Source organism: Tepidimonas fonticaldi (genome assembly GCF_007556755.1).
Lineage (GTDB): Bacteria > Pseudomonadota > Gammaproteobacteria > Burkholderiales > Burkholderiaceae_C > Tepidimonas > Tepidimonas fonticaldi.
Genome location: NZ_VJOO01000001.1, coordinates 1 through 24,887, shown reverse-complemented (window position 1 = coordinate 24,887; position 24,887 = coordinate 1). Strand labels below are relative to the sequence as shown.

The following is a 24,887-nucleotide window of genomic DNA, read 5'->3' as shown; positions in this document are numbered from 1 at the left end:
CTCAAGCCCGCTCGCGGACGAGCACGCGCGCCGGTGGCAGGCGCAGCCGGAACGTCGAGCCGACCCCCAGCGTGCTCTCGATGAGCAACTGGCCGCCGTGCCGCTGGGCCACGTGCTTGACGATCGCCAGCCCCAGCCCGGTCCCGCCGCTGTCGCGCGAGCGGCTGCGGTCCACGCGATAGAAGCGCTCCGTCAACCGGGGCAGATGCTCCGGCGCGATGCCGGGGCCGGTGTCCGTGACGTAGAACTCGACCTCGTCGTCCGCCAACAGCCGCCAGCCCGCCTCGACACGGCCCTGCGCCGGGGTGTAGCGCACGGCATTGGTCAGCAGATTGCCGATGGCGCTGAGCAGCTCGCCGCGTGCTCCGGCCACCTCCAGCGCCGGGCCGGTCTGCAGCACGAGCGTCTGCTGGCCGGCGTGCAGCACATCGGCCAGCGCCTGGGCCTGGGTGCCCGCCTCGGTCAGCAAATCGGCGGCTGCCACCCATTGCGAATCGTCGGGGATGGGACTGCCCTCCAGCCGCGACAGGGTGAGCAAATCGTCCACCAGCGTTTGCATGCGCTGCGCCTGCTGCCGCATCAGCTCCAGAAAGTGCGCGCGCTCGGCCTCTTGCAGCGGCAGGGTTTGCAGGGTCTCGATAAAGCCGGCGATCACCGTCAGCGGGCTGCGGATCTCGTGCGAGACATTGGCCACGAAATCGCGCCGCATCGCCTCGGCCAGTTCGATCGTGGTGACGTCGCGCGTGAGCAGCAGGCGGCGCCCTTTGGCGTAGGGGAAGATCTGGATCGCGATGTGCTGCGGATGACCGGGGCGGGCATTGCGGCCGTCGATCTCCACCGGCTGGCTGAAGTCGCGCTGGTTGAGATAGGCGATGAAGGCCGGATCGCGGACCAGGTTGCGGATGCGCTGGCCCAGATCGCGCTTGGCGTCGAAGCCCAGATGCTCGCCCGCCATCAGATTGCACCACTCGATGGTGCCTTCCTTGCCCAACAGCACGACCCCGTTGGGCGAGGCCTGCATGGCCGCCAGCAGCTCCTGCAACCGCGCATTGCTTTTGCGCGCCTTGCGGTTCAACACCTTGAAGGCGCGCCGGGAGCGGTCTACGACCTCCCCCCACACCGAGCCGACGGCGGGCAGCCGCGCGGCGGAGGGCTCGCGCAACCACGCCAGCACCCGGCGCGCGCGCCAGTTGTCCACGGCCAGCCACACCAGCGCGCCCGCCAGGGCGCCCAGCACGCCCCAACCCGGCCCATCGGACCACAGGAGCGCCAAGCCACCCCCTGCGGCCACCAGGCCGGTCAGTTCTAACGAGCGTCGCATCATCGCCGCGCCATCATAGCGAAGCCCCTGCACCGGGGACCGGACGATGGCGCGGCGGCATCACGCCGAGCGGGCGTCGGCGACCGATTCCAGCGCGCGCGGCGAGAAGCGATAGCCCGCCCCGCGCACCGTCTCGATCAGCGCGCCGGCCACCCCGAGCGCCTCGCGCAGACGCTTGATGTGCACATCCACCGTGCGCTCCTCGATAAACACATGGTCACCCCAAATGCGGTCGAGCAGCGCGGCCCGCGTGTGGACCCGCTCGGGGTGCTTCATCAGGAAATGCAACAGGCGAAACTCGGTGGGCCCGAGTTTGAGCCCCCGCCCTTCGAAGGACACGCGGTGGGCGGCGGCGTCCAGCATCAGCCCGCCCGCCTGCACGGTGTCGTTGACCGCTTCCGGCGCGCGGCGGCGCAGCACCGCGCGGATGCGCGCGAGCAGCTCCTGCGTGGAAAAGGGCTTGGTGATGTAGTCATCGGCGCCGGCATCCAGCCCCTGGACCTTGTCGGACTCCTCGGAGCGGGCGGTGAGCATAATGATGGGCACCGCCTTGGAGCGCTCGTGGGCGCGCCACTGCCGGGCCAGTTGCACCCCGCTCTGGCCCGGCAGCATCCAGTCCAGCAGGATGACGTCCGGCAGCACGGCATCGACCTCGCGCTGCGCGGCGTCCGCGTCGAACACGACGATGGGCGCGAACCCGTTGTGCCGCAGGTTCACCGCAATCAACTCGGCGATCGAGGGCTCGTCCTCGACCACCAGAACACGGGGCAGCTTTCTCATTTGATGGCAGATTCGCGCTCGGCCGGCGTGGCGTGCCGGATGTCCTTGCCCATGGCCACATAGACCGCGGCCTCGGCGATGTTCTTCGCGTGGTCGCCCACGCGCTCGACCGCCTTGGCCAGGAACATCAGCCCCAGACACGGGGTGATCATGCGCGGGTCTTCCATCATGTAGGTGATCAGCTTGCGCACGAAGCCCTCGTACACCACGTCGAGGCGGTTGTCCTCGTCGATGACCTTGATCGCCGCCTGCACATCCAGCCGGGCAAAGGCGTCGAGCGTGGCGCGAATCGACTCGGCCGCCATCTTGGCGGCGTTGACCAGATCGTCGATGGGCAGCGCGCGCGGGGCACCGGCGTCGATGAAGTCCTTGGTCAGGCGTGCGATGCGCGCGGCCTCGTCGCCAGCGCGCTCCAGGTTGACGATGACGCGCGAGACGCCCACCAGCAGGCGCAGATCGCGCGCGGTGGGCTGGCGCCGGCTCATCACCGAGGTGATGTCGCGGTCGATCTCGACCTCGAGCCGGTTGACGCGCTCCTCCAGCTCCAGCACCTGCTGCGTGGCCGGCAGGTCGAGCTGATAGAGGGCATAGATGGCATGGCGAAGCTGCGACTCCACCACGCCCCCCATCTCGAGCACGCGGGTCGAGATGCGGTTGAGTTCCTCGTCGAACTGGCTGGACAGGTGTTTTTCCATGATCAGCCGAACCTCCCGGTGATGTAGTCCTCGGTTTCCGTGCGCTTGGGCTTGACGAAGATTTGCTCCGTCTCGCCAAACTCGATCAACTCGCCCAGATACATGTAGGCGGTGTAGTCGCTGCAGCGCGCGGCCTGCTGCATGTTGTGGGTGACGATGGCGATCGTGTACTCGGTCTTGAGCTCGTGGATCAGCTCTTCGATCTTGCCGGTGGAGATGGGGTCCAGCGCCGAGGTCGGCTCGTCGAGCAGCACCACCGAGGGCTTGACCGCCACGCTGCGCGCGATGCACAGACGCTGCTGCTGGCCGCCCGACAGCGACATGCCGTTTTGGTGCAGCTTGTCCTTGACCTCGTTCCACAGGGCCGCCTTGGTCAGCGCCCACTCGACGCGATCGTCCATGTCGGACTTGGACAGCTTTTCGTACAGGCGCACGCCGAAGGCGATGTTCTCGTAAATCGTCATCGGAAACGGCGTGGGCTTCTGGAACACCATGCCGATGCGCGCGCGCAGCAGGTTCAGGTCCGTGCCGGGGTCGAGGATGTTGCGGCCGTCGAAGCGGATTTCGCCCTCGGCACGTTGCCCCGGGTACAGGCTGTACATGCGGTTGAGGGTGCGCAACAGCGTGGACTTGCCGCAGCCCGAGGGGCCGATGAAGGCCGTCACGCGGCGCTCGGGGATGTCCAGCGAGACGTTCTTGAGCCCCTGGAACTGGCCGTAATAGAAATTGAGGTTGCGGATCTCGATCGCGTTGCGCTCGGGCGCGGCCGAGGCCGCCCGGTTCTCGCCGAGTGCCGCTGCGGTGGAAATGGAGGCGGTCATGGTGGAATGTTCCTGCGTATCCTGCGAATGGATCATCGGGTCACTTGGGCGCACGCTCGCGGAAGTAGACGCGCGCCAGGATGTTGAGCAGCAGCACGGCGAGCGTGATCAGCAGCGCCCCGCCCCACGCCAGGCGGATCCAGTTGTCATACGGGCTCATGGCGAACTGGAAGATGACCACCGGCAGGTTGGCCATGGGCTTGCCCATGTCGGTGTTGAAGAACTGGTTGTTGAGCGCCGTGAACAGCAGCGGCGCCGTCTCGCCGCTGATGCGGGCCACGGCCAGCAACACCCCGGTGATGACGCCACTGCGGGCCGCGCGCAGCGTCACCATCGTCGCCACCTTCCAGCGCGGCGCGCCTAGGGCGAATGCCGCCTCGCGCAGGCTGCCGGGCACCAGCCGCAGCATGTTCTCGGTGGTGCGCACCACCACCGGCACGGCGATCAGCGACAGCGCCAGGCTGCCCGCATAGCCCGAGAAGTTGCCCACCGTCGCCACCGCGATGGCATAGACGAACAGACCCAGCACGATGGACGGGGCCGACAGCATGATGTCGGTGACGAAGCGCGTCAGCGACGCGGTGCGGCTGGTGTCGCCGTACTCCGCCAGATAGACCCCCGCCAGAATGCCGATCGGCGTGGAAACCAGCACCGTCAGGCCGACGATCATCAGACTGCCGACGATGGCGTTGCGCAGGCCACCGCCTTCGGTGCCGGGGGCCGGCGTGTCCTTGGTGAAGATGTTGCCGTCGATGGCCGCGATGCCGTTGGAAAACAGCACATACAGAATCCACAGCAACACCGCCAGGCCCAGGGCCATCGCGGCCATCGACAGGGTCAGGCCGACGGCGTTGGACAGCCGGCGCCGGGCGTAGAGTCGGTCGTCGATCGCCATGTCAGAGCCCCTTGGCCTTTTCGGCGCGCAAAATCATGAGCTTGGCCAGTGCCAAGACCACGAAGGTGATGAGGAACAACAGCAGCCCCAGCGCAAACAGCGCCGAGAGGTGAAAGTCGGCCGCTTCGGCAAATTCGTTGGCCAGCGTGGACGCAATCGACGTGCCGGGCGAAAACAGCGACGTGGGCATGCGGTTGGCGTTGCCGATGACGAAGGTCACGGCCATCGTCTCGCCCAGCGCGCGCCCCAGACCCAGCATGACGCCGCCGATCACGCCCTTTTGCGTGTAGGGCAGCACGATACGGCGCACCACCTCCCAGGTCGTGCAGCCCAGGCCGTAGGCCGACTCGCGCAGAATCCCGGGCACGATCTCGAACACGTCGCGCATGACCGCCGCGATGAACGGAAGGATCATGAAGGCCAGGATGATCCCCGCGGCCAGGATGCCCAGACCCGTGGGCGCACCGCCGAACAGCCAGCCGATCAGGGGCATGCCGCCGAGCAGGCTTTGCAGCGGCACCTGCACATAGTCCGCGAACAGGGGCGCGAACACGAACAGGCCGAACATGCCGTAGATGATGGAGGGCACGGCGGCCAGCAGCTCCACGGCGGTGCCCAGCGGCCGGCGCAGCCAGAGCGGACAGGTCTCGGTCAGGAACAGCGCAATACCAAAGGCCAGCGGCACGGCCAGCAGCAGCGCGATGCCCGCGCTGATCAGCGTGCCGACGATGGCGATCGCAGCCCCGAACTCCTCGTTGACGATGTCCCACTCCACGTACCACAGGAAGCGGATGCCGAACTTCTGGAATGCGGGCCAGGCGTTGATGAACAGCGAGACGATGATGCCCAGCAACGCCAGCAACACCAGCAGGGAAAACGCCTGCGTCAGCCGATGGAAGACGACATCCTGCAGCCGCTGGCGGCGGGCGATCGCCGTCACGCGGGACGCATCGGCGGCATCGGGGGCTTCGGTGGGGTGGGTCATGGGAATGTCCACGTTCATCGACCTGAGGCTCCGGAGAATATCCAACAAAAACCCGTCGGCGCTCACAAGCCGCCGACGGGCGCACGGGTCTCAGCGGATCACTTGTTGTTGATCTGTGACCAGACCTTGCTGCGGATCTCGGCGGTCAGCTTGTCGGGCAGCGGCACGTAGTCCAGGTCCAGCGCCATCTGCTTGCCGTTCTTGAAGGCCCAGTCGAAGAACTTGAGCACCTCGGCGCTCTCGGCCTTGTTGGTCGGCTCCTTGTACATCAGGATGAAGGACGCCGTGACCACCGGATAGGCGTTGTCGCCGGGCTGGTTGACCAGGGAGATGCCCATGCCGGGGACGCTGAACCAGTCGGCGCCGGCCGCGGCGGCGGCGAAGGTCGCATCGTCGGGCATGACGAACTTGCCGTTGCGGTTCTGCAACTGCATCACGGGGATGTTGTTCTTCTTGGCATAGGCGTACTCGACATAGCCGATCGAGCCCTTGATGCGCGAGACGTTGGCCGCCACGCCTTCGTTGCCCTTGCCGCCCACGGAGGTCGGTGCCGGCCACTTGACGGCGGCGCCCTTACCCACGGTGTCGGCCCATTCCTTGCTGACCGCGCTCAGGTAATCGGTCCAGTTGAAGGTGGTCCCCGAGCCGTCGGCACGGTGAACGACGGTGATGGCCTGGTCGGGCAGCTTCTTGCCCGGGTTCAGCGCGGCGATCTTCGGATCGTTCCACTTGCTGATCTTGCCCATAAACATCTCGGCCAGCACGGGGCCGGTGATGCGCAGCTCACCCTTGCCGAAGCCGTCCAGGTTGAACACGGGCACCGTGCCGCCGATGATGGCGGGGAACTGCACCATGCCGTCGCGCTCCAGCTCGTTGCCCGGCACCGGGGCGTCGGTGGCGCCGAAGGCCACGGTCTTGGCGCGGATCTGGCGGATGCCGCCCGAGGACCCGATGGACTGGTAGTTCAGGCCGGTGCCGGTGGCCTTCTTGTACTCCTCGGCCCACTTGGCGTAGATCGGGAACGGGAAGGTCGCGCCCGCGCCGGTGATGTCGGCGGCCATGGCGACGGCGCCCCAACCCAGGGTGACGGAGGCGACGGCAGCGGCGGCGACGGTCTTGAGAAATTGGCGTTTCATGCGGATCCTTTCGTGGTGTGCATCAACACGATCGGGACTGTAGTGACGCTTTGTGACGGTTCTGTGACATCCGTGCGGCGCGGCACCGCGGCGCCGTCACGGGGGTTTGGTATGCTGCAGGCCGACGACTGGAAGCCCTGCATGCAAGACGGAACCCTGCTGGCCGCGCTGGACCTCGGCTCGAACAGCTTTCGCCTGGAAATCGGCCGCTACCACGGCGGCCACATCGAACGCGTCGAGTACCTGAAAGAAACGGTACGCCTTGGCGCGGGCCTGGACGAGCACAAGACGCTGAGTCTGGTGGCGATGGAGCGCGGCTGGGAGTGTCTGGCGCGCTTTGCCGAGAAGTTGCGCCCGTTCGAGCGCCGGCAGGTGCGCGCGGTGGCCACCCAGACGCTGCGCGAGGCGCGCAACCGCGACGATTTTCTGGGCCGGGCGCAGGCGATTCTGGGCTTTCCGATCGACGTCATCGCCGGCCACGAGGAGGCGCGGCTGATTTATCAAGGCGTGTCGCACCTGCTGCCGCAGTCGGACGAACGCCGCCTGGTGGTGGACATCGGTGGCCGCTCGACCGAGGTGATCCTGGGCCAGGGCTACAGCCCGCAGCGCATGGAGTCCTACGGCCTGGGCAGCGCGTCGTGGTCGACGCGGTATTTTCCCGGCGGGCGGGTGAGCGAGGCAGCGTTGCGCCGGGCTGTCGTCGCGGCAAAGGCCGTGGTGGACGAGGCGCTGGACGTCTTTGCGCCGGGGAGTTGGGACGCGGTGTACGCCTCCTCCGGCACGGCGGGGGCGCTGGCCGACATGCTGGCGTTGGCCGGCTTTGCGCCCGGGGTGATCACGCGCGAGGGGATCGACTGGGTGGCCGACCGGCTGGTGCGCGCAGGCCACGTGGACGAGGTGCGGCTGGACGGCCTGAAAGACGACCGCCGCCCCGTACTGGCCGGGGGCCTGAGCGTGCTGCTCGCGCTGTTCGAGCTGTTCGACTGGACCGTGGTCAACCGCGCCCAAGGAGCGCTGCGCCAGGGCGCCCTGTACGACCTGATCGACCGGGCGTCGGACCAGTCGGACGTGCGCGAGCGCACCGTGCGCTGGCTGGCGCAAAAGTTTGCTGTCGATACGGCGCAGGCCGAGCGCGTGCGCCGCGTGGCCACCGGCCTGTTCGAGCAGGTGGCCACGCCCGACCCGCGCAACGGCCGCTATTCCCAAAAACTGGCATGGGCGGCGCGGTTGCACGAAATCGGCGCACACATCTCCCACACCAGCGCCCACCGCCATGGGGCGTACATCCTGGACCATGTGGATGCGCCGGGTTTTTCGCTGCCCGAACTGCACCGCATGAGCCTGCTGGTGCTGGGGCAGCGGGGCAAACTGCGCAAGCTGGAGCCGCACTTTGGCGACGAGCTGTTCATCAAGCAGCTGCTGTGTCTGCGCCTGGCGGTGCTGCTGTGCCACGCGCGCAAAGATCCGGACGTCGCGGCACTGCGGCTGCAGTATGCCTCGCGGCAGTTCCGGCTCACCACGGTGCCCGGGTGGGCCCGGCAGTACCCGCAGTCCGCGTGGCTGCTGCAAGAAGAAGCCGACGCCTGGGCGAAGACCGCGTGGCGTCTGACGGTGGACCTGCGCTAAACAAGCCGGTGCGCTGACCGCGCCTGCCGAGCAGGACGCGGGTTCAGCGCCTCAAAGCAGCTCCGGCGACTGCACGCACAGCAGCACGGTTTGCCAGCCCTGGTGGCGTTCGCGGCGGCGCAGCCACCAGACCGCGCCCTTGCGGATCGAGCATTCGCCGCTTTCGATGCCCAGCAACCCCGCCACGACGCGGCCCAGGGTCGGCTGGTGCCCCACCACCAGAGCCGGGTGGCGCGCATCGGGCCACTGCACCACGTTCAGCAGCCCCTGCGGCGTGCCGTCGGGGGCCAGCTCATGCCGGACGCGGTAACGCCGCCCGAGCGCCAGCACCGTCTGCTCCGTGCGCACGGCGGGGCTGGACCAGATGCGGGTGCCCTCCGGCAGCCGGCGGTCGAGCCATGCCGCCATGCGCGCGGCCTGCTTCTCGCCCTTCGGCGTCAGACGGCGCGACAGGTCGTCACCGCCGCCCTCGTCGGTTTCGTCCAGGTCCTCGGCTTCGGCGTGTCGCCACAAAATCAAGTCCATCCGGTTCACCCTTTGGTGCCGTAGCGGCCCATCAAGCTGGCCTGCGCCGACGGCAGACCGCTGCCGCGCGCGGGCTTGGCCGCCAGGGACGCGGCCTTGACGTAGTTCCCGTCGGGCTGCAGCAGCCACGCGTCGCGCTGATCGGCCAGATACAAATGCAGGCACTCGTCCATGATGCGGGCGCGCAGATGCGGATCGGTCACCGGCCAGGCCAGCTCGACGCGGCGCAACATGTTGCGGTTCATCCAGTCGGCGCTGGACAGCCACAGCTCCTCCTCGTCACCGCAACGGAAGTAAAACACCCGGGAATGTTCGAGAAAGCGCCCGATCACCGAACGAATGCGCACGTTGTCGGTGTGGCCAGGCACCCCCGCGGGCAGGATGCACGCCCCGCGCACGATCGCCTCCACCTGCACACCGGCCTGGGAGGCGGCCACCAGCGCCCGCGCGAGCGGCTCGTCCGTCAGGGCGTTCATCTTCAGGATGATCTGCGCGGGCCGGCCCGCCTTCGCTGCGGCAATGGCGGCATCGATGCGTTCCAACATCCGTTTGTGCAGATGGAACGGCGCCATGAGCACCTTCTGCAACCGCGGCAGCCGGTTCTGGCTGGCCAGGTGGCCAAAGATGTGGTCGACGTCGGCGGTCAGCGCCTCGTCGGCGGTGAGGTAGCTGAGGTCGGTGTAGACCTTGGCCGTGCCCGGGTTGTAGTTACCGGTGGAGACGTGGGCATAGCGCACGATGCGCCCGTCCTCGCGCCGGGTGACGAGCAGCATCTTGGCATGCGTCTTGAGGCCGACGATGCCATAGACCACTTGTGCGCCGACCGACTCCAGCCGCTCGGCGTGGTTGATGTTGGCCTCCTCGTCGAAGCGGGCTTTGAGCTCTACCACCGCGGTGACTTCCTTGCCGCGGCGCACCGCCTCGCGCAGCAGCTCGGTCATTTCGCCGCGCGAGCCGGTGCGATAGATGGTTTGCTTGATGGCGAGCACCTGGGGGTCTTCCACCGCCTCGCGCAGGAAGGCCAGCACCGCGTCGAAGCTCTCGAACGGCTGGTGGATGAGCACATCCCCCTGCTTGAGCCGTTCGAAGAACGACTGCCCCGGCACCAGCGCCACCGGCCAGCCGGGCGTAAAGCGCTCGAAGCGCAGCGCCGGGGCGTCGATCAGGTCCACCAACTGGTTGAGGCGCACCAGGTTCACTGGGCCCGCCACGCGGTAGAGGCTCTCGGGCGGCAGATTGAATTGCTCGAGCAAAAAGCCCGCCAAAAAGTCGGAGCAACCGGCAGACACCTCCAGCCGCAGCGCCTGGCCGTAGTGGCGCTGCTGCAGGCCCAGCCGCAGCGCGGTGCGCAGGTTTTTGACCTCTTCCTCGTCCACGGCCAGGTCGGAGTGGCGCGTGACGCGAAACTGCGAGAACTCCAGCACCGTCCGCCCCGGGAACAGATCGGCCAGATGGGAGCGCACGATGCTGGAGATGGAGACGAAATGCAGCTGCTTGGAGCCCTTGACCCCCGGCATCGGCACGAAACGCTTGAGCGCCCGCGGCACCTTGACGATGGCGATCTCGTTTTCGCGCCCGAAGGCGTCGCGCCCGCCCAGCCGCACGATGAAGTTGAGCGACTTGTTGGCCACCTGGGGGAAGGGGTGGGACGGATCCAGTCCCACCGGCAGCAGCAGCGGCTGCACCTCGTTGACGAAGTACTCGCGCACCCAGCGGCGCTGGCGCGGATTGCGCTCGCCGTGCGAGATGATGCGGATGCCGCGCTTTTCCAGCGCGGGCAGCAGCTCGTCGTTGTAGATCGCGTACTGCCGCTCGACCAGGGCGTGCACCCGCTCGGTCAGGGCGCGGTAGGTATCGACCGTAGCCGCACCCCGCTGCTCGTTGGTCAGCCGGGCCGTGTGGTGCGGCGCGAAGCGGACCTCGAAAAACTCATCCAGGTTGGACGACACGATGGCCAGGTAGCGCAGCCGCTCCAGCAGCGGGACGTCGGCGCGGCAGGCCCAGTCGAGCACGCGCTCGTTGAAGGCGAGGATGCTCTGGTCGCGATCGAGAAAAACGTGGCGGTGGACGGAGTTCAAGGCAGCGTGGGTCATGGTCGAGGACAGGGGGCGTGACCGGGACGCCCAGGTACACGGTTCAGCCTACCATTATTTCCACTCTGCGCGTCGATTTGATGACAACTCGATGACGCTCACCGCACCGTGCGGGCTCGGTGACCGGCTCAGGCGCGCGCACGGTGGACCGCGGCCCCGGCCGTGACGGGGACGGCCACCCGCTCCTGCGCCCAGTGGACGATCTCCAGTCGGCCATCGGCGTGTTCGACCAGGGCGCTGAGGCTCTCCACCCAATCCCCGTCGTTGCAGTACAGCACACCGTCGATGACACGCATCTCCGGCCGGTGGATGTGGCCGCAGACGACGCCGTCCAGCCCGCGGCGGCGCGCCTCGTGCGCCAGCGCCTCCTCGAAGCGGGTGATGAAGCTGACCGCCGACTTGACACGGTGCTTGAGGTACTGCGACAGGGACCAGTAGGGCAACCCCATGCGGGCGCGCCAGGAGTTGACATGGCGATTCAGGCGCAGCGCCCACTCGTACAGGGTGTCCCCCAGGTAGGCCAGCCATTTGGCGTACTGGATCACGCCGTCGTACAAATCGCCGTGCGTCACCCACAGGCGGCGGCCGTCGGCGGTCTCGTGCACGGCTTCTTCCACCACGCCCACCCCGCCGAAGGGGTGCCCGACGAACTCGCGCACGAACTCGTCGTGGTTGCCGGGGATGAACACCACCTGGCAGCCCTTGCGCGCGCGGCGCAGGATCTTCTGCACGACGTCGTTGTGGCTCTGCGGCCAGTACCAGCGCCGGCGCAGCTGCCAGCCGTCGATGATGTCGCCGACCAGGTACAGCCGGTCGCTCGGGTGCGCCTTGAGGAACGCCAGCAGCGCCTTGGCCTGGCAGCCCGGCGTGCCCAGGTGCAGGTCCGAGATGAACACCGCGCGCAGCCGCTCTCGCCCCTCGGCGGGATGGTCGTCTTCGTCGGGTTCGATCCAGCCCCCGTCCCGCGCCGCGGCCACCCCGCTCGGCCGGGCACCGCCCGCCGCGTCCGGCCACCGGGCCGTCCGTCCTGCCACAGAGTCGCTGCGCAGCATCAGGCCCCCAGCAGGTGGCGCCGGTAGCGCGACGGCAGGTCCGCCAGCCGCATCATCATCGGCAGATCGGCGGTGTTGAAGTCCGGGTCCCAGGCCGGCGCGCCCAGCACCTTGGCGCCCAGCCGCAGGTAGCCCTTAACCAGCGCCGGCGGCTCCACCGGCAGGGTGTCGTCCAGCTCGTACACCGGCAGCGGCAGCCGCGGCGTGACGTGGAACTCCACCGGCGCCAGATGGCGCTCGCGCACCTGGCGCCAGATGCTGGCCGCGGCGTGGCCGCCGCCGGCCATGCCGTGCGGGCCCTCGTAGTGCATCGGGATGCTGGCGCAGCCGATCATCACGTCCAGCCGGTTGCGCACCATGAAGTCCGCCAGCGCCCCCCACAGCGCCATGATGACGCCGCCGTGGCGGTGCTGCGGGTGCACGCAGGAGCGGCCCAGCTCCACCATCTGCTCGCGCAGGGCGCGCAGGCGCGTCAGGTCGAACTCGGTGTCGCTGTAGAAGCAGCCGACGCGCTTGGCCTGCGCGGGGGTGAGCACGCGGTAGGTGCCGATCACCTCACCGGTGTCGGCCTCGCGCACCAGCAGATGCTCGCAGTAGTCGTCGAACAGGTCGATGTCGTGCCCCGGCAGCGGCGTGCGCAGGCGCGCGCCCATCTCCTCGGCGAACACCGCGTACCTCAGGCGCTGGGCGGCGCGCACGTCGTCGAGGTGGCGCGCCCACGCCACCTCCAGGCGCGCAGCGGGCGCAGCGGCAGCGTCGGCCGCGCGCGCTGGAAGCAACCTCCCGGCCGTGCGGCCCGGGGTCTGGCCCCCAACCAGGGTGGACAGGTGCAGCGTGGGCGTCGGAAGCTCTTTCATCGGGCGTCATCTCCGCTTGGGGTGGCGGGCGGCGCCGCGGCCGCCCACGGCTGGGCATTCTGGGCGGCGGGCGTGACGCGGCCTTGGCGGTTCCGTGTCAGCGGCATGACATCGCACGCGGCCGGCCCGGCTTCACGCGCGTGTCACGCAGCGGCGCCAGACTTGCGGCCCCATGCCGGCGGGTTTTTTCTGGTTGCTGGCGACGCAGTTCCTCTCGGGGCTGGCCGACCACGCGGTGCTGATCGTCGCGATCGCCTATCTGCAGGAGCAGCGCCACCCGCTGTGGTGGGCCCCGCTACTGAAGTTCGCCTTCACGTGGCTACGTGCTGCTGGCGCCGCTGGCCGGCGCCTGGGCCGATGCGGTGCGCAAGAACGTGCTGATGGGGCGCATGAACGCGCTGAAGGCGCTGGCGTGGCTGGGGCTGGACGGCTGGCTGCCGACCACGGCGCTGCTGCCGGCGTTCGCGGCGGTGCTGGCGCTCTATGCCCTGGCGGCGTGGTGCAACCGTCGCATCCCGTCGCGGCCGGCGCGGCGCGCGCTGCCGCTGCGCGACTGGCCGGCGCTGTGGCCGCGCTTCTGGCGCGACAACGCGCGGCTGTGGCGTGATCCGCTCGGCTGGCTGTCGTTGGCGGTGTGACGACGTGGTTCTGGGGTTTCGGTGCGCTGGGCGGGATGCTGGTGGTGCCGATGAACGCGCTGCTGCAGTACCGCGGCCACCGGCTGCTGCAGCCGGGGCAGTCGATCGCCATCCAGGGCTTCAACGAGAACGCGAGCGTCCTCGTGATGCTGGGGGCACTGGCCCTGGCGATGCGCGCCGACTGGCCGCTGGTGCCGCTGCTGTCGGCGCTGGGGGTGACGATGGCGCTGGGACTGGCGCTGCTGTGGGGCCTCACGCGCCGGTGGCGGGCAGACCGTCCCACCACGGCGACGACTTGACCACCGCTGGCCCGGCCGCGTGCGCGGCCAGCAGCCGCAGCCAGATCGACTCCACCTGCTCGACGATGCGCCCCCAGCCGAGATGCTGCACCGCGTGCACCGCACCGGCGCGCAGCCGCTGCAGCAGCGCGTCGTCGCCGGCCACCGTTCGCGCCAGCTGCAGGTAGGCGTCCGCATCCCCCACCGGCGCCAGCAGGCCGCTGTCGCCGTGGCGCACCACCTCGGCCGCGGCGGCGTAGTCGAACGCCAGCACCGGCAGGCCGCTGGCCAGCGCCTCCAGCGTCACGTTGCCGAAGGTCTCCGTCAGGCTCGGGAAGGCCAGCAGGTCGCCGTTGGCGTAGGCCTGCGCCAGCGCCTCGCCGGCCAGCGCGCCCAGCAGCACCGCCTGCGGGCAGCGCTGCGCCAGCCAGGCGCGCTGCGGCCCGTCGCCGACCACCACCAGCCGCCAGCCCGGCTGCACCGCGCGCATCGCGTCGTACGCCGCCGCCAGCAGCTCCAGGTTCTTCTCCGGCGCCAGGCGGCCGACGTACAGCAGCACGCGCTCGCCCGGCTGCACGCCCCACACGGCGCGCAGCGCCGGGTTGCGCAGCGCCGGCGTGAAGCGGTCCACGTCCACGCCGCGCTGCACGACGATCAGCCGCTCGAAGCCGGCGGCGCGCAGCTGCTGGCGCAGGCCGTCGGTCGGCACCAGCGTGCAGTCCGCCAGGTTGTGAAAGCGCCGCAGGTAGGCCTGCACCGAGCGGCGCAGCCAGCCGACGCCGTAGTGCTCGCTGTAGGCGTCGAAGTTGGTGCGGAAGTCCGTGCTGACCGGCAGCTGCAGCTTGCGCGCGGTGCGCAGCGCCGACCAGCCCAGCGGGCCTTCCGTGGCGATGTGCACGATGTCGGGGCGGCGGCGCATCCACAGCGCCTGCAGCGCGCGCTGCGCCGGCAGGCCCATGCGCAGCTGCGGGTAGCGCGGGATCGGCAGGCCGCGCGTCAGCACCTGCTCCAGCCCCAGGCGGCTGCCGTCGCGGTCCCAGGCGTCGGCCGCCTGGCGCGGCCGCACCACCTGCACGTCGTGGTCGCGCAGCTGCAGCCCGCGCACCAGCCGCTCCACCGTGGTGGCCACGCCGTTGACCTCGGGCGGGAAGGTTTCGGTGACCACCGAGACGCGCAGCAGCGCACGGCGGGGCGGAAAGCTCTCGATCATCAGGCGCGCATCCATGGCCGGCGAGCTTGGCCGCGGCGTGCGACAGCCGTGTGACAGACCCCGGCGCGGCCGCGGACGTCACCGTGGCGTCACACGATGTCGCGACCATGACGAGCGCCGCAGCCACGCGCCGCAGCGGCGCACGCGGCTGCGTTTCCCCTGCCCCTTTTCCCTCCCCTCGACGAGGACACCCGATGATGCTGCAACGCTTCCTGCACACCCTGCGCGAGCAGCGCTGGGACGACCACCGCTATTACCACCAGAGCCGCATCAACCAGACGCTGCACCTGATCAGCGCGATCAGCTTCGTGGTCGCCTACGTCTGGCTGTTCCAGGACCCCGCCACCGCCGCGCTGATCGCCTGGGGCATCTCGATGGTGACGCGCCAGTCGGGGCACTTCTTCTTCGAGCCCAAGGGCTACGACCACGTCAACCAGGTGACGCACGAGTACAAGGAGGCGGTCAAGGTCGGCTACAACCTCAAGCGCAAGGTGGTGCTGATGACGGTGTGGGCGGCCTCGCCGCTGCTGCTGGTGTGGGATCCGACGGCGTTCGGCTGGCTGGAGCCGCACGAAGACTGGCGCGGCTTCTGGCACAACGTCGGCTGGCTGTGGTTCGTGATCGGCGTCGGCGGACTACTGGTGCGCGTGCTGCAGCTGTGGGTGGAGAAGGACCTCTACACCGGCATCGTCTGGGTGACGAAGATCCTCACCGACCCGTTCCACGACATCAAGCTGTACCACCGCGCGCCGCTGTACCTGCTGCGCGGCCAGCTGCTCGACCCGGGGCACCCGCGCGCCGGCTGACGGCGCGGCACCGGCCCGCCTGCGGGGGGCGCGGACGGCATGGATTGCCATGGAGCCGGCGCGGCGCGCCGGCTTCAGGCGGCGGCCCGGTCGCGCCGCCGCGTCTGCCACCAGGCCTGCAGCGTCTCGCGCAGCAAACCCCGGCGCAGGCGCCTGGCCCACGCTTCGGGCGGCAGCGCCTCGTCGCGCCACCACCAGCCGTCGGCCTGCATGCGCCGGCAGGCGGCCACGAAGCGCTGCAGCGCCTCCTCGAACGCCGATTCCTCCAGCGCGATCGGGAAGATCAGCCGCCCGGTGCCGACCCAGCTCAGCGCCAGCCCCGCGTCGCGCAGGTAATACTGCAGCAGCCAGTGGTAGCGCCCCGGCTGGGTGTAGAGCACCGTCCAGATCGACGACAGCGCCGCCACCCGCACCGGCACGCCGGCGGCCTGCAGCGCCGCGTTGAAGCGCCGCTCGCGCGCGCGCCAGCGCTCGTCCAGCCCGTCGTAGGCGGCGCGCACCTCCGGCCGGTCCAGCGCGCGCAGGAAGGCGTTCATCGCCCCCATCACGTAGGGGTGGGCGTTGAAAGTGCCGCGCGCGAAGCACAGATCGGCCGGACGCTCGGGGCGGAAGCGCTCCATCCAGCGCCGCTTGCCGCAGACCACGCCGACTGGAAGGCCGCCGCCGAGCGTCTTGCCGTAGCAGACCAGGTCGGCCTGCACGCCGAAGTACGCCTGCGCCCCGCCCGGCGCCAGGCGGAAGCCCACGAACACCTCGTCGAAGATCAGCGCGATCCCGGCCTCGGTGCAGACCTCGCGCAGGCGCTGCAGCCAGCGCGCGTAGGCGTCGCGGTCGAAGGCCGCCGCGCGCGTGCCGCCGACCAGCGTGGAGTCGCTCGGCGCGGCGCGGTTGGGGTGCAGCGCCTGCAGCGGGTTGACCAACACGCAGGCGATGTCGCGCCGCTTGCGCAGCACCTCAAGCGTTGCCTCGCTCAGATCCGCCAGCGTGTAGGTCTCGCGCGGCGGCAGCGGGTTGCCCGGGCCGGGCTGCACATCCTCCCACCAGCCGTGGTAGGCGCCCGCAAAACGCACCACGTAGCGCCGCCCGGTGTGGTAGCGCGCCAGCCGCACGGCCTGCATCACCGCCTCGGTGCCGGACATGTGAAACGTCACGTCGTCCATGCCGCTTAAGCCCTTCAGCCGCGCGACGTTGTCGGCCACGCACGGGTGCAGGCCGCCCAGCACCGGCCCCAGCGCCGCGCCGAGGCGCGCGCCCTCCTCCATCGTGCCCTTGTAGAAGTCCAGCCTCAGCACGTTGACGCCGTAGGAGCCGGTCAGGTCGAGGAAGCGGTTGCCGTCGAGGTCGATCAGCCACGGGCCGTCGTTGCGCACCCAGAAGGCGCCCACCGGCAGCTCGCGCGCCAGCTCCGCGAACGGATACGGCACGCGGTAGCGCCCGGTCAGGCGCAGGTCCGGCATGCCGTCGCGCGCCTGTGCGGTCAGCGCCAGCGTCTGCGGCGCGGCGGCGCGCAGCCGCTGCGACAGCGCCTGCCAGCCCTGCAGCCGCGCCTGCAGCATCTCGGCCGGCGCCCCGTCCAGCGCGAACGCCTGCGGCGCCTGCAGCGCGTAGCCGGGCAGCCAGCGCGCCACGCGCTTGGCCATGCGCTGGTGCCCGGCGAGCGACGGGTGCTTGGCGCGCGACAGGCGCAGCCGCCGCCAGCCCCACGGCGCGGCCGCCAGCGCGGCGGCGGCCCCCAACCAGACGGGTTCGAGCATCGGTGTCACCATTCCTTCAACGGGTTCGGCGACAGTTGTACGCATGGCCTTTGACACGCCCGTGAAACCCGAACCCACGCCGGCCGGCTGGCGCGCCTGGCGCGACCGCGTGCTGCAGCACGAGCCGCTCAACTTTGCGCTGACCAACCACGTGCCGCGCGTGGCCCTCACCCTGCTGATGGGGCGGCTGAGCCGCATCGACAGCCCCGCCTTCACGCGGCTGGCGCTGGCGGTATGGCGGCTGTTCGCCGACCTGGACCTCAGCGACGCCGCCCCGGCCGATTACCGCAGCCTGCGCGACGTCTTCACGCGCGCGCTGCGCGACGGCGCGCGCCCCTTCGACCCCGACCCGGACGTGCTGTGCAGCCCGTGCGACGCCATCGTCGGCGCCTGCGGCGACGTGCACGGCACCACCGTCTGGCAGGCCAAGGGCATGCCGTACCGGCTGGAGGACCTGATCGGTCCCGAGGCCGCCGCCGTGCACGCCAACGGGCGCTTCGTCACGCTGCGGCTGACCTCGACGATGTACCACCGCTTCCACGCCCCGGCGGACCTGCACGTGCGGCGCGTGCGCTACGTCAGCGGCGACGTCTTCAACGTCAACCCCCCGGCGCTGCGGCGCATCCCGGCGCTGTTCTGCCGCAACGAGCGCGCGCTGATCGAGGCGACGCTACCGGACGGCAGCCCGATCGCGCTGGTGCCGGTGGCGGCGATCCTGGTGGCCAGCATCCGGCTGCACTTCCTCGACGTCACGCTGCACCTGCGCTGGCGCGGCCCGCACGAGCTGCCGTGCGACGCGCGCCTGAGCCGCGGGCAGGAGATGGGCTGGTTCGAGCACGGCTCCACCATCATCCTGTTCGTGCCGGCGCACTGGCGGCTGGCCGACGGCATCGAGCCGGGCCGCACGATCCGCGCCGGGCAGGCGCTGTGGCGGCGGGAGGCTTGAAACGGATCGGTCAGACGCAGCGCCCGCCGTCGACCTCCAGGCAAACCACCGCCCCTTGGCCGCAGTGCCTCGCGCTGGTCGCTGGCGTCAGGACTGAACGTCTTTGTACGGTGCGAACCAGCCCAGCCCGGCCGAGGTGGCGCCGCGCGGACGGTATTCACACCCGATGTACCCGTCGTAGCCCAGCGCGTCGATCTCGTCGAACAGCCAGCGGTAATTGACTTCGCCGGTATCCGGCTCGTGCCGGTGCGGCACGCCTGCGATCTGCAGGTGACCGACGCCGGCCAGATGGCGCTGGAGCCGCATCAGAAGGTCGCCCTCCATGATCTGGCAGTGGTAGAGGTCCATCTGCACCTTCAGGTTGGTGGCGCCGACTTCGGCCACCACCTCGTGGGCCTGTTGCTGATAGTTCAGGAAATAGCCCGGCATGTCCCGGGTGTTGATCGGTTCGATCAACGCGGTGATGCCATGGGGCGCGAGCTGTTGCGCCGCGTGGCGCAGGTTGGCCACGTAGGTGCGCCGCATCGCGTCGCGGTCGGCGCCCTCCGGCACCCGACCCGCCATCACATGCAGGCGCCGGCAACCCGTGGCCAGGGCGTACCGGAGCGCCTGCTGCACGCTCTCGGCAAACTCAGCTTCGCGACCGGGCAGCGCCGCCACGCCCCGCTCGCCCGCCGCCCAGTCGCCGGGGGGCAGATTGAACAAGGCCTGGGTGAGGCCATGCTCGCGCAGCCGCCGCGCGATCTCTTCGGGAGGGTGCTCGTAGGGAAACAGGTACTCGACCGCCCGGAAACCGTCCGCCGCCGCCGCGGCAAAACGGTCCAGGAAGTCGTGCTCCGTGTACATCATCGACAGATTGGCGGCAAAGCGGGGCATGGTTGGATCACGCCGACACGGGCGCCCCCGCAACAGCCGCCTCGGCCAGCCGCGCGGCCCAGCGTTCGGCGTCCTCGGCGCGGCGCGCCTCCACCATCACGCGCAGCACCGGCTCGGTGCCGCTGGCGCGGATCAGCACGCGGCCATTGGCGCCCAGCGCCGCCTCGGCCTCACGCTGCGCCTGCTGCAGAGCGGCGCTCGCGCGCCAGTCCGCGCCCGGGGCCAGCCGCACGTTGCGCAGCACCTGCGGAAAGCGCTCCACGCCGCGCAGCACGTCCGCCAGCGTGCGCTGCTGGCGCAGGAAGGCCTGCAGCACCTGCAGCGCCGAGACGATGCCGTCGCCGGTGGTCTGCCTGTCCAGGATGATCAGGTGGCCGGAGCCCTCCCCGCCCAGCAGCCAGTGGTGGCGGTGCAGCTCCTCCAGCACGTAGCGGTCGCCGACCTTGGCGCGCACCAGCCGCACGCCGCGCGCGGCCAGCGCCTGCTCGATGGCCATGTTGGTCATCAGCGTGCCGACCACGCCCGGCACCACCTCGTCGCGGCCCAGCCGGTCGTCCGCCAGCACGTACAGCAGCTCGTCGCCGTCGTAGAGGCGGCCGCTGGCGTCGACCATCTGCAGCCGGTCGGCGTCGCCGTCCAGCGCGATGCCGAGGTCGGCCTCGTGCGCGCGCACCGCGGCAATCAGCGTCTGCGGGTGCGTGGCGCCGACGCCGTCGTTGATGTTGCGGCCGTTGGGGCTGCAGCCGATCGGCACGACGTCGGCGCCCAGTTCGTGGAACACCGCCGGCGCGATCTGGTAGGCCGCACCATGGGCCGCATCCACCACGATCTTCAACCCCCGCAGGCTGAGGTCCGGGGCGAAGGTGCTCTTGCAGAACTCGATGTAGCGCCCGGCAGCATCGCTCAGCCGCCGCGCCGCGCCGAGCGAGGCCGAGTCCACCCACGCCGGCGGCTGCGCCAGCGCCGCTTCCACCGCCAGCTCCCACTCGTCGGGCAGCTTGGTGCCGTGGGCGCTGAAGAACTTGATGCCGTTGTCCGGGTAGGGGTTGTGGCTGGCGCTGATGACGACGCCGAGGCTCGCGCGCTGCGCGCGCGTGAGGTACGCCACCGCGGGCGTCGGAACCGGCCCGAGCAGCACCACGTCCACCCCGGCGGAGGCAAAACCCGATTCCAGCGCCGACTCCAGCATATAACCAGAGATGCGCGTGTCCTTGCCGATCAGCACCGTGGGCCGCGCTTCGGTGCGCCTGAGCACCTGCCCGACCGCGTGCGCCAGCCGCAGCGCGAAGTCCGGCGTGATCGGCGCTCGGCCCACCGTGCCGCGGATGCCGTCGGTGCCGAAGTACTGTCGTGTCGTCATGTTTCCTCCCTTTGGCTCAGCGCCATCCAGACCTTGAGCGCCTGCACCGTGGCGGCGACGTCGTGCACGCGCACGATGCGCGCGCCGCGCTGCACCGCGAGCAACGCCGCGGCGACGCTCGCCCCCAGCCGCTCGGCGGCCACCTCCACGCCGGTCAGGCGCCCCAGCGTGGACTTGCGCGACCAGCCCGCCAGCAGCGGGTAGCCGAGCATCAGCAGCTCGCGCTGGCGGGCGAGCAGCTCCAGGTTCTGCTCCACCGTCTTGCCAAAGCCGATGCCGTAGTCGAGCACGATGCGCTCGGCCGCGACGCCGCGCGCGCGCAGCGCCGCCGCGCGCGCGGCCAGAAAGTCACGCACCTGCGGCACCGCGTCGCCCTGCATCGGCTGCGCCTGCATGTCCTGCGGCTGGCGATGCATGTGCATCAGCACCACGCCGCAGGCCGGATCCTGCGCCACCACGTCCTCTGCGCGGCGGCCATCCGCGCCGGTGCGTCGCAGCGCCCAAATGTCGTTGACGATGTCCGCCCCCAGCGCCAAGCACTCCGCCATCACCTCGGGCTTGTAGGTGTCGACGCTGATCGGCACGCCCCAGCGCACTGCCTCGCGCACCACCGGCACGACGCGCGCCAGCTCCTCCGCCAGGGGCACCGGCGGCGCGCCGGGCCGGGTCGATTCGCCGCCGACGTCGAGGATGTCGGCCCCTTCCTTCAGCAGCGCCTCGGCGTGGCGCAAGCCGCTCGTGGCGTCGGCGTGCGCCCCCCCGTCGGAGAACGAGTCCGGCGTGACGTTGACGATGCCCATCACGCGCGGGCGGCTCAGATCGATGCGAAAGCGTGCCGTCTGCCAGCAGGCAGACGGGGGGGCGGACGGAAGGGACGACGGCATGGCCGCTATTGTGCCCGGGCCGCGAGGCCACCCTCGAGGCCGCCACAGCCAAAACCATCGAGGCCGCGGAAAGCGGCCTCGAGACTCGTACGGTAGACAGACCGGTCAGGCCGCCGTGGGCGCCTGCGGCGAGGGATCGGCCTTCACCGGTTCGGCCGCACCCCCGGCGTCGCCCCCACCCCCCGCGTTGGGCGTGCGGGGACTGATGTCCTTGGGCGGACGCGGCGGGCGACCGGCCATGATGTCGTCGATCTGCTCGCTCTCGATCGTCTCCCACTCCAGCAACGCCTTGGCCATGGCGTGCATCTTGTCGGCGTTTTCCTCGATCAGCCGGCGGGCCAGCGCGTATTGCTCGTCGATGATGCGGCGCACCTCGGCGTCGACCTGCCGCATCGTCTCCTCGCTCATGTGCGTGGTCTTGGTGATCGAGCGGCCCAGGAACACCTCGCCCTCGTTCTCGGCATAGACCATCGGCCCGAGCTTTTCGGACATGCCATAGCGCATCACCATGTCCCGGGCGATCTGCGTGGCGCGCTCGAAGTCGTTGCTCGCCCCGGTGGTCATCTGGTTCATGAAGACCTCCTCGGCAATGCGACCGCCAAACAGCATGCTGATCTGGTTGAGCATGTACTCCTTGTCGTAGGAGTAACGGTCCTTCTCCGGCAGGCTCATCGTCACGCCGAGCGCCCGGCCGCGCGGGATGATGGTGACCTTGTGCACCGGGTCGCACTTGGGCAGCAGCTTGCCGATCAGCGCGTGGCCGGCCTCGTGGTAAGCGGTGTTGCGCCGCTCCTCCTCGGGCATGACCATGCTCTTGCGCTCGGGGCCCATCAGGATCTTGTCCTTGGCCTTTTCGAAGTCCTGCATCTCCACGACGCGGGCGTTGCGCCGCGCCGCCATCAGCGCCGCCTCGTTGCACAGGTTGGCCAAATCCGCGCCGCTCATGCCGGGCGTGCCGCGGGCGATGATCTCCGGGCTCACGTCCGAGCCGATCGGGATCTTGCGCATGTGCACCTTCAGGATCTGCTCGCGGCCGCGAATGTCGGGCAGCGTCACATACACCTGACGGTCGAAGCGCCCCGGACGCAGCAGCGCCGCATCCAGAATGTCGGGCCGGTTGGTGGCGGCGATGACGATGACGCCGAGGTTGGTCTCGAAGCCATCCATCTCCACCAGCATCTGGTTGAGGGTCTGCTCGCGCTCGTCGTTGCCGCCGCCCAGCCCCGCGCCGCGCTGGCGGCCCACGGCGTCGATTTCGTCGATGAAGATGATGCAGGGGGCGTTCTTCTTGGCGTTCTCGAACATGTCGCGCACACGCGCGGCACCGACACCGACGAACATTTCGACGAAGTCCGAACCCGAGATGCTGAAGAACGGCACCTTGGCCTCGCCCGCGATGGCCTTGGCCAGCAGCGTCTTGCCGGTGCCCGGGGGGCCCACCAGCAGCAGGCCGCGCGGAATTCGGCCGCCGAGTTTCTGGAATTTCTGCGGATCCTTGAGGAAATCGACGACTTCCTTGACCTCCTCCTTGGCCTCGTCGCAACCCGCCACGTCGGCAAAGGTCACGGTGTTGGCGTTTTCGTCCAGCATGCGCGCCTTGCTCTTGCCAAAGCTGAACGCACCGCCGCGCCCGCCGCCCTGCATCTGCCGCATGAAGTAGATCCACACGCCGATCAGCAGCAGCATCGGCCCCCAGCTGACCAGCAGGGTCATCAGCAGCGAGCCCTCCTCGCGCGGGCGCACGTCAAACTTGACGTCGTTGGCGATCAGGTCGCCCACCAAGCCGCGGTCGAGATAGGTGGCGTTGGTGCGCACCCGCCGGTCGTCGGTCGTGATGGCCACGATCTCGGTGCCGTTGGCGCCCTCCTGGATGGTGGCGCTCTTGATGCGCTGGGCCTTGACCTCGTTGAGGAAGTCCGAGTACGCCATGTAGCCGGCGCCGGACGTGGCACGGCCGTCAAACTGCTTGAAGACCGTGAACAGCACCATGGCGATCACCATCCAGATCGCCACTTTTGAAAACCACTGGTTGTTCAACGAAGGCTCCTACCTTGTCATGGTGGGGTGGCGGATGCGAGGGCTCCGCGCTTGCACCCCATGTGCGCCCCATTGTAGGACTTATCAAGACCGTCCCCCCTTGACAAAAGCGAAACCCTTTCGATCGATGGGATAGGACGCGCAAATCGGCTCGGCGGACCGAGGAATGTCACCCACCCGATTTCAGACCCACCCCAACCAGAAAGGTTTCCGCCGACTGGGGGCGCGACGCCTTGGGCTTGTGCGCCTTGACGGTCCGAAAGTGCGCCCGAAACAGCCGCACCGCCGCGTCGTACGCCCCACCGTGGAACACCTTGGCCACGAGCGCCCCGTCGGGCTTGAGGTGCGCCACCGCAAAGTCCACGGCCAGTTCGATCAGATGCTCGATGCGCGCAGCATCCACCTCCTCCACGCCGGACAGGTTGGGGGCCATGTCCGACACCACCAGATCCACCCGGTGGGCCGCATCGCCGCCCAGGGCATCGGCCAAGGCCGCCTGCAGGGCGGCCAGCGTGGTCTCCTCGCGGAAGTCGCCCTGGATGAAGCGCACACCATCCACCGGCTCCATGGGCAGCAGGTCCAGGCCGATGACCGTGCCGCGCACCCGGGGCTGCCCGTCCGGGCCCGTTGTCGTCCCCAGGCGCCGGCGCAAGTACTGGCACCACGCCCCCGGCGCACAGCCCAAGTCCACCACGCACTGGCCAGGGTGGACCAAGTGGAAGGTCTCGTCCAGCTCCTTGAGCTTGTAGGCGGCGCGGGCGCGATAGCCCTCTTTTTGCGCCAGGCGCACCCAGGGATCGGTGACGTGCTGGTTGAGCCACGCCTTGTTGACCTTCTTGCTTTGCGTCTTGACCTTCATGGGGGTGGGACTATACGGCCGGACTGCGCCCCCCGCCGCCCAACCCGCTCAACGGTGGGGGCTGCGCCACAGCGGGCGCATGGCCAGCAGACCCAGGGCGGGGCCCAACGCCAGCCCGGGCAGCAGCAGCTCCAGCGGGAAACGCTCGGCCAGCGCCGTGAACAGCAGAATGCTGCCAATCGAAATGGCAAACCCCAGGCAGTTGGTCAAAGTCAGCACGCTGCCGACCGCGCTGGGCGGCGCATTGCGGGCCGTGAGGGTGGAAAACTGCGGGGAGTCGCCAGCCACGGTGATGCCCCACAGCACCAACCAGCCATAGAACCAGGGATCGGGCGCACTCAGCATCCAGGGCGCGGCCAGACAGCACGAGCCGCTGATGGCAAGCTGCACGCACGCCACGCGCGCACTGCCCCACCGCATGGCCAGCCAGCCACCCCCGGCGCACCCCAGGGC

General features: G+C 69.6%; 23 protein-coding genes and 1 pseudogene. 5 read left to right on the top strand and 19 right to left on the bottom strand.

What is annotated here, in order from left to right; translation table 11 throughout:
- Position 1 precedes the first annotated feature (1 nt).
- The 7 genes from phoR to pstS all read right to left on the bottom strand — a co-directional run bounded on the left by phoR (position 2) and on the right by pstS (position 6,633).
- On the bottom strand, positions 2 to 1,321 hold the full coding sequence (gene phoR, locus Tfont_RS00115; RefSeq protein WP_260682208.1) for a phosphate regulon sensor histidine kinase PhoR: 1,320 nt from the start codon (positions 1,319 to 1,321) through the stop codon (positions 2 to 4).
- 60 nt (positions 1,322 to 1,381) lie between these two features.
- Positions 1,382 to 2,101, bottom strand: coding sequence for a phosphate regulon transcriptional regulator PhoB (gene phoB / locus Tfont_RS00110; protein ID WP_143968003.1), 720 nt, complete (start codon positions 2,099 to 2,101; stop codon positions 1,382 to 1,384).
- Positions 2,098 to 2,799, bottom strand: coding sequence for a phosphate signaling complex protein PhoU (phoU, locus tag Tfont_RS00105; RefSeq protein ID WP_143968137.1), 702 nt, complete (start codon positions 2,797 to 2,799; stop codon positions 2,098 to 2,100). The genes phoB and phoU overlap by 4 nt, the downstream gene beginning before the upstream one ends.
- Positions 2,799 to 3,617: a phosphate ABC transporter ATP-binding protein PstB gene (pstB, locus tag Tfont_RS00100; protein ID WP_058615634.1), complete on the bottom strand. Its 819-nt coding sequence runs from the start codon at positions 3,615 to 3,617 to the stop codon at positions 2,799 to 2,801. Before pstB ends, phoU begins: the two co-directional genes overlap by 1 nt.
- Before the next feature lie 40 nt (positions 3,618 to 3,657).
- The gene (gene pstA / locus Tfont_RS00095; RefSeq protein ID WP_058615584.1) at positions 3,658 to 4,512 is read right to left on the bottom strand and encodes a phosphate ABC transporter permease PstA; all 855 of its coding nucleotides are present in this window, start codon (positions 4,510 to 4,512) and stop codon (positions 3,658 to 3,660) included.
- 1 nt (position 4,513) lies between these two features.
- Positions 4,514 to 5,497: a phosphate ABC transporter permease subunit PstC gene (gene pstC, locus Tfont_RS00090; RefSeq protein WP_185974435.1), complete on the bottom strand. Its 984-nt coding sequence runs from the start codon at positions 5,495 to 5,497 to the stop codon at positions 4,514 to 4,516.
- Between the two features lie 98 nt (positions 5,498 to 5,595).
- Positions 5,596 to 6,633, bottom strand: a complete 1,038-nt coding sequence (pstS, locus tag Tfont_RS00085; protein ID WP_143968001.1) for a phosphate ABC transporter substrate-binding protein PstS — start codon at positions 6,631 to 6,633, stop codon at positions 5,596 to 5,598.
- A gap of 141 nt (positions 6,634 to 6,774) precedes the next feature.
- On the opposite strand from pstS, the gene Tfont_RS00080 reads away from it, so the two are divergent.
- A complete protein-coding gene (locus tag Tfont_RS00080; RefSeq protein WP_143968000.1) occupies positions 6,775 to 8,259 on the top strand; it encodes a Ppx/GppA phosphatase family protein in 1,485 nt (494 codons plus the stop codon).
- Positions 8,260 to 8,310: 51 nt separating this feature from the next.
- Here Tfont_RS00080 and Tfont_RS00075 read toward each other — a convergent pair whose 3' ends face one another.
- The 4 genes from Tfont_RS00075 to Tfont_RS00060 all read right to left on the bottom strand — a co-directional run bounded on the left by Tfont_RS00075 (position 8,311) and on the right by Tfont_RS00060 (position 12,786).
- Entirely contained in the window at positions 8,311 to 8,784 is a 474-nt protein-coding gene (locus Tfont_RS00075; protein WP_143967999.1) for a SixA phosphatase family protein, read from the bottom strand.
- 5 nt (positions 8,785 to 8,789) lie between these two features.
- Positions 8,790 to 10,877: a polyphosphate kinase 1 gene (gene ppk1 / locus Tfont_RS00070; protein ID WP_143967998.1), complete on the bottom strand. Its 2,088-nt coding sequence runs from the start codon at positions 10,875 to 10,877 to the stop codon at positions 8,790 to 8,792.
- Positions 10,878 to 11,005: 128 nt separating this feature from the next.
- Positions 11,006 to 11,929, bottom strand: a complete 924-nt coding sequence (locus Tfont_RS00065) for a UDP-2,3-diacylglucosamine diphosphatase (protein WP_082955482.1) — start codon at positions 11,927 to 11,929, stop codon at positions 11,006 to 11,008.
- The gene (locus tag Tfont_RS00060; protein WP_143967997.1) at positions 11,929 to 12,786 is read right to left on the bottom strand and encodes a GNAT family N-acetyltransferase; all 858 of its coding nucleotides are present in this window, start codon (positions 12,784 to 12,786) and stop codon (positions 11,929 to 11,931) included. The genes Tfont_RS00065 and Tfont_RS00060 overlap by 1 nt, the downstream gene beginning before the upstream one ends.
- 323 nt (positions 12,787 to 13,109) lie before the next feature.
- Between Tfont_RS00060 and Tfont_RS14600 the strand changes: the two genes are divergently transcribed.
- Both Tfont_RS14600 and Tfont_RS14595 read left to right on the top strand, forming a co-directional pair.
- On the top strand, positions 13,110 to 13,424 hold the full coding sequence (locus Tfont_RS14600) for a hypothetical protein (RefSeq protein WP_260682206.1): 315 nt from the start codon (positions 13,110 to 13,112) through the stop codon (positions 13,422 to 13,424).
- Positions 13,421 to 13,723, top strand: coding sequence for a hypothetical protein (locus Tfont_RS14595; RefSeq protein WP_260682205.1), 303 nt, complete (start codon positions 13,421 to 13,423; stop codon positions 13,721 to 13,723). The genes Tfont_RS14600 and Tfont_RS14595 overlap by 4 nt, the downstream gene beginning before the upstream one ends.
- Here Tfont_RS14595 and Tfont_RS00050 read toward each other — a convergent pair.
- A complete protein-coding gene (locus Tfont_RS00050) occupies positions 13,677 to 14,927 on the bottom strand; it encodes a glycosyltransferase family 4 protein (protein ID WP_143967996.1) in 1,251 nt (416 codons plus the stop codon). The genes Tfont_RS14595 and Tfont_RS00050 overlap by 47 nt on opposite strands.
- Before the next feature lie 182 nt (positions 14,928 to 15,109).
- Between Tfont_RS00050 and Tfont_RS00045 the strand changes: the two genes are divergently transcribed.
- On the top strand, positions 15,110 to 15,718 hold the full coding sequence (locus tag Tfont_RS00045; RefSeq protein WP_143968136.1) for a hypothetical protein: 609 nt from the start codon (positions 15,110 to 15,112) through the stop codon (positions 15,716 to 15,718).
- A 74-nt stretch (positions 15,719 to 15,792) separates the two neighbouring features.
- Here Tfont_RS00045 and Tfont_RS00040 read toward each other — a convergent pair whose 3' ends face one another.
- A complete protein-coding gene (locus Tfont_RS00040; protein ID WP_143967995.1) occupies positions 15,793 to 17,472 on the bottom strand; it encodes an aminotransferase class III-fold pyridoxal phosphate-dependent enzyme in 1,680 nt (559 codons plus the stop codon).
- Positions 17,473 to 17,533: 61 nt separating this feature from the next.
- Here Tfont_RS00040 and asd point away from each other — a divergent pair, with 61 nt between their 5' ends.
- On the top strand, positions 17,534 to 18,418 hold the full coding sequence (asd, locus tag Tfont_RS00035; RefSeq protein ID WP_260682204.1) for an archaetidylserine decarboxylase: 885 nt from the start codon (positions 17,534 to 17,536) through the stop codon (positions 18,416 to 18,418).
- Positions 18,419 to 18,505: 87 nt separating this feature from the next.
- Here the strand turns inward: asd and otnI are convergent, their stop codons facing one another.
- From otnI to Tfont_RS00005, 6 genes and pseudogenes are all read right to left on the bottom strand, one after another.
- A complete protein-coding gene (otnI, locus tag Tfont_RS00030; protein ID WP_143967993.1) occupies positions 18,506 to 19,294 on the bottom strand; it encodes a 2-oxo-tetronate isomerase in 789 nt (262 codons plus the stop codon).
- 7 nt (positions 19,295 to 19,301) lie between these two features.
- Complete coding sequence (gene glmM / locus Tfont_RS00025; protein WP_143967992.1) at positions 19,302 to 20,654, bottom strand: phosphoglucosamine mutase; 1,353 nt, start codon at positions 20,652 to 20,654, stop codon at positions 19,302 to 19,304.
- Complete coding sequence (gene folP, locus Tfont_RS00020) at positions 20,651 to 21,538, bottom strand: dihydropteroate synthase (protein WP_143967991.1); 888 nt, start codon at positions 21,536 to 21,538, stop codon at positions 20,651 to 20,653. Before folP ends, glmM begins: the two co-directional genes overlap by 4 nt.
- A gap of 105 nt (positions 21,539 to 21,643) precedes the next feature.
- Entirely contained in the window at positions 21,644 to 23,575 is a 1,932-nt protein-coding gene (gene ftsH / locus Tfont_RS00015; protein WP_143967990.1) for an ATP-dependent zinc metalloprotease FtsH, read from the bottom strand.
- A gap of 169 nt (positions 23,576 to 23,744) precedes the next feature.
- Positions 23,745 to 24,434 carry an RlmE family RNA methyltransferase gene (locus Tfont_RS00010; protein ID WP_143967989.1) on the bottom strand — a complete coding sequence of 230 codons (690 nt, stop codon included), beginning with the start codon at positions 24,432 to 24,434 and terminating at the stop codon, positions 23,745 to 23,747.
- A 48-nt stretch (positions 24,435 to 24,482) separates the two neighbouring features.
- Positions 24,483 to 24,887: pseudogene (locus tag Tfont_RS00005) on the bottom strand (MFS transporter); the annotation flags it as partial.

Coding starts and splice junctions, on each gene's coding strand:
- phoR (WP_260682208.1), bottom strand. CDS start 1,321: ATGCGACGCTCGTTAGAACTGACCGGCCTGGTGGCCGCAGGGGGTGGC.
- phoB (WP_143968003.1), bottom strand. CDS start 2,101: ATGAGAAAGCTGCCCCGTGTTCTGGTGGTCGAGGACGAGCCCTCGATC.
- pstB (WP_058615634.1), bottom strand. CDS start 3,617: ATGACCGCCTCCATTTCCACCGCAGCGGCACTCGGCGAGAACCGGGCG.
- pstA (WP_058615584.1), bottom strand. CDS start 4,512: ATGGCGATCGACGACCGACTCTACGCCCGGCGCCGGCTGTCCAACGCC.
- pstC (WP_185974435.1), bottom strand. CDS start 5,497: ATGACCCACCCCACCGAAGCCCCCGATGCCGCCGATGCGTCCCGCGTG.
- pstS (WP_143968001.1), bottom strand. CDS start 6,633: ATGAAACGCCAATTTCTCAAGACCGTCGCCGCCGCTGCCGTCGCCTCC.
- Tfont_RS00080 (WP_143968000.1), top strand. CDS start 6,775: ATGCAAGACGGAACCCTGCTGGCCGCGCTGGACCTCGGCTCGAACAGC.
- Tfont_RS00075 (WP_143967999.1), bottom strand. CDS start 8,784: ATGGACTTGATTTTGTGGCGACACGCCGAAGCCGAGGACCTGGACGAA.
- ppk1 (WP_143967998.1), bottom strand. CDS start 10,877: ATGACCCACGCTGCCTTGAACTCCGTCCACCGCCACGTTTTTCTCGAT.
- Tfont_RS00065 (WP_082955482.1), bottom strand. CDS start 11,929: ATGCTGCGCAGCGACTCTGTGGCAGGACGGACGGCCCGGTGGCCGGAC.
- Tfont_RS00060 (WP_143967997.1), bottom strand. CDS start 12,786: ATGAAAGAGCTTCCGACGCCCACGCTGCACCTGTCCACCCTGGTTGGG.
- Tfont_RS00050 (WP_143967996.1), bottom strand. CDS start 14,927: ATGGATGCGCGCCTGATGATCGAGAGCTTTCCGCCCCGCCGTGCGCTG.
- Tfont_RS00045 (WP_143968136.1), top strand. CDS start 15,110: ATGCTGCAACGCTTCCTGCACACCCTGCGCGAGCAGCGCTGGGACGAC.
- Tfont_RS00040 (WP_143967995.1), bottom strand. CDS start 17,472: ATGCTCGAACCCGTCTGGTTGGGGGCCGCCGCCGCGCTGGCGGCCGCG.
- otnI (WP_143967993.1), bottom strand. CDS start 19,294: ATGCCCCGCTTTGCCGCCAATCTGTCGATGATGTACACGGAGCACGAC.
- glmM (WP_143967992.1), bottom strand. CDS start 20,654: ATGACGACACGACAGTACTTCGGCACCGACGGCATCCGCGGCACGGTG.
- folP (WP_143967991.1), bottom strand. CDS start 21,538: ATGCCGTCGTCCCTTCCGTCCGCCCCCCCGTCTGCCTGCTGGCAGACG.
- Tfont_RS00010 (WP_143967989.1), bottom strand. CDS start 24,434: ATGAAGGTCAAGACGCAAAGCAAGAAGGTCAACAAGGCGTGGCTCAAC.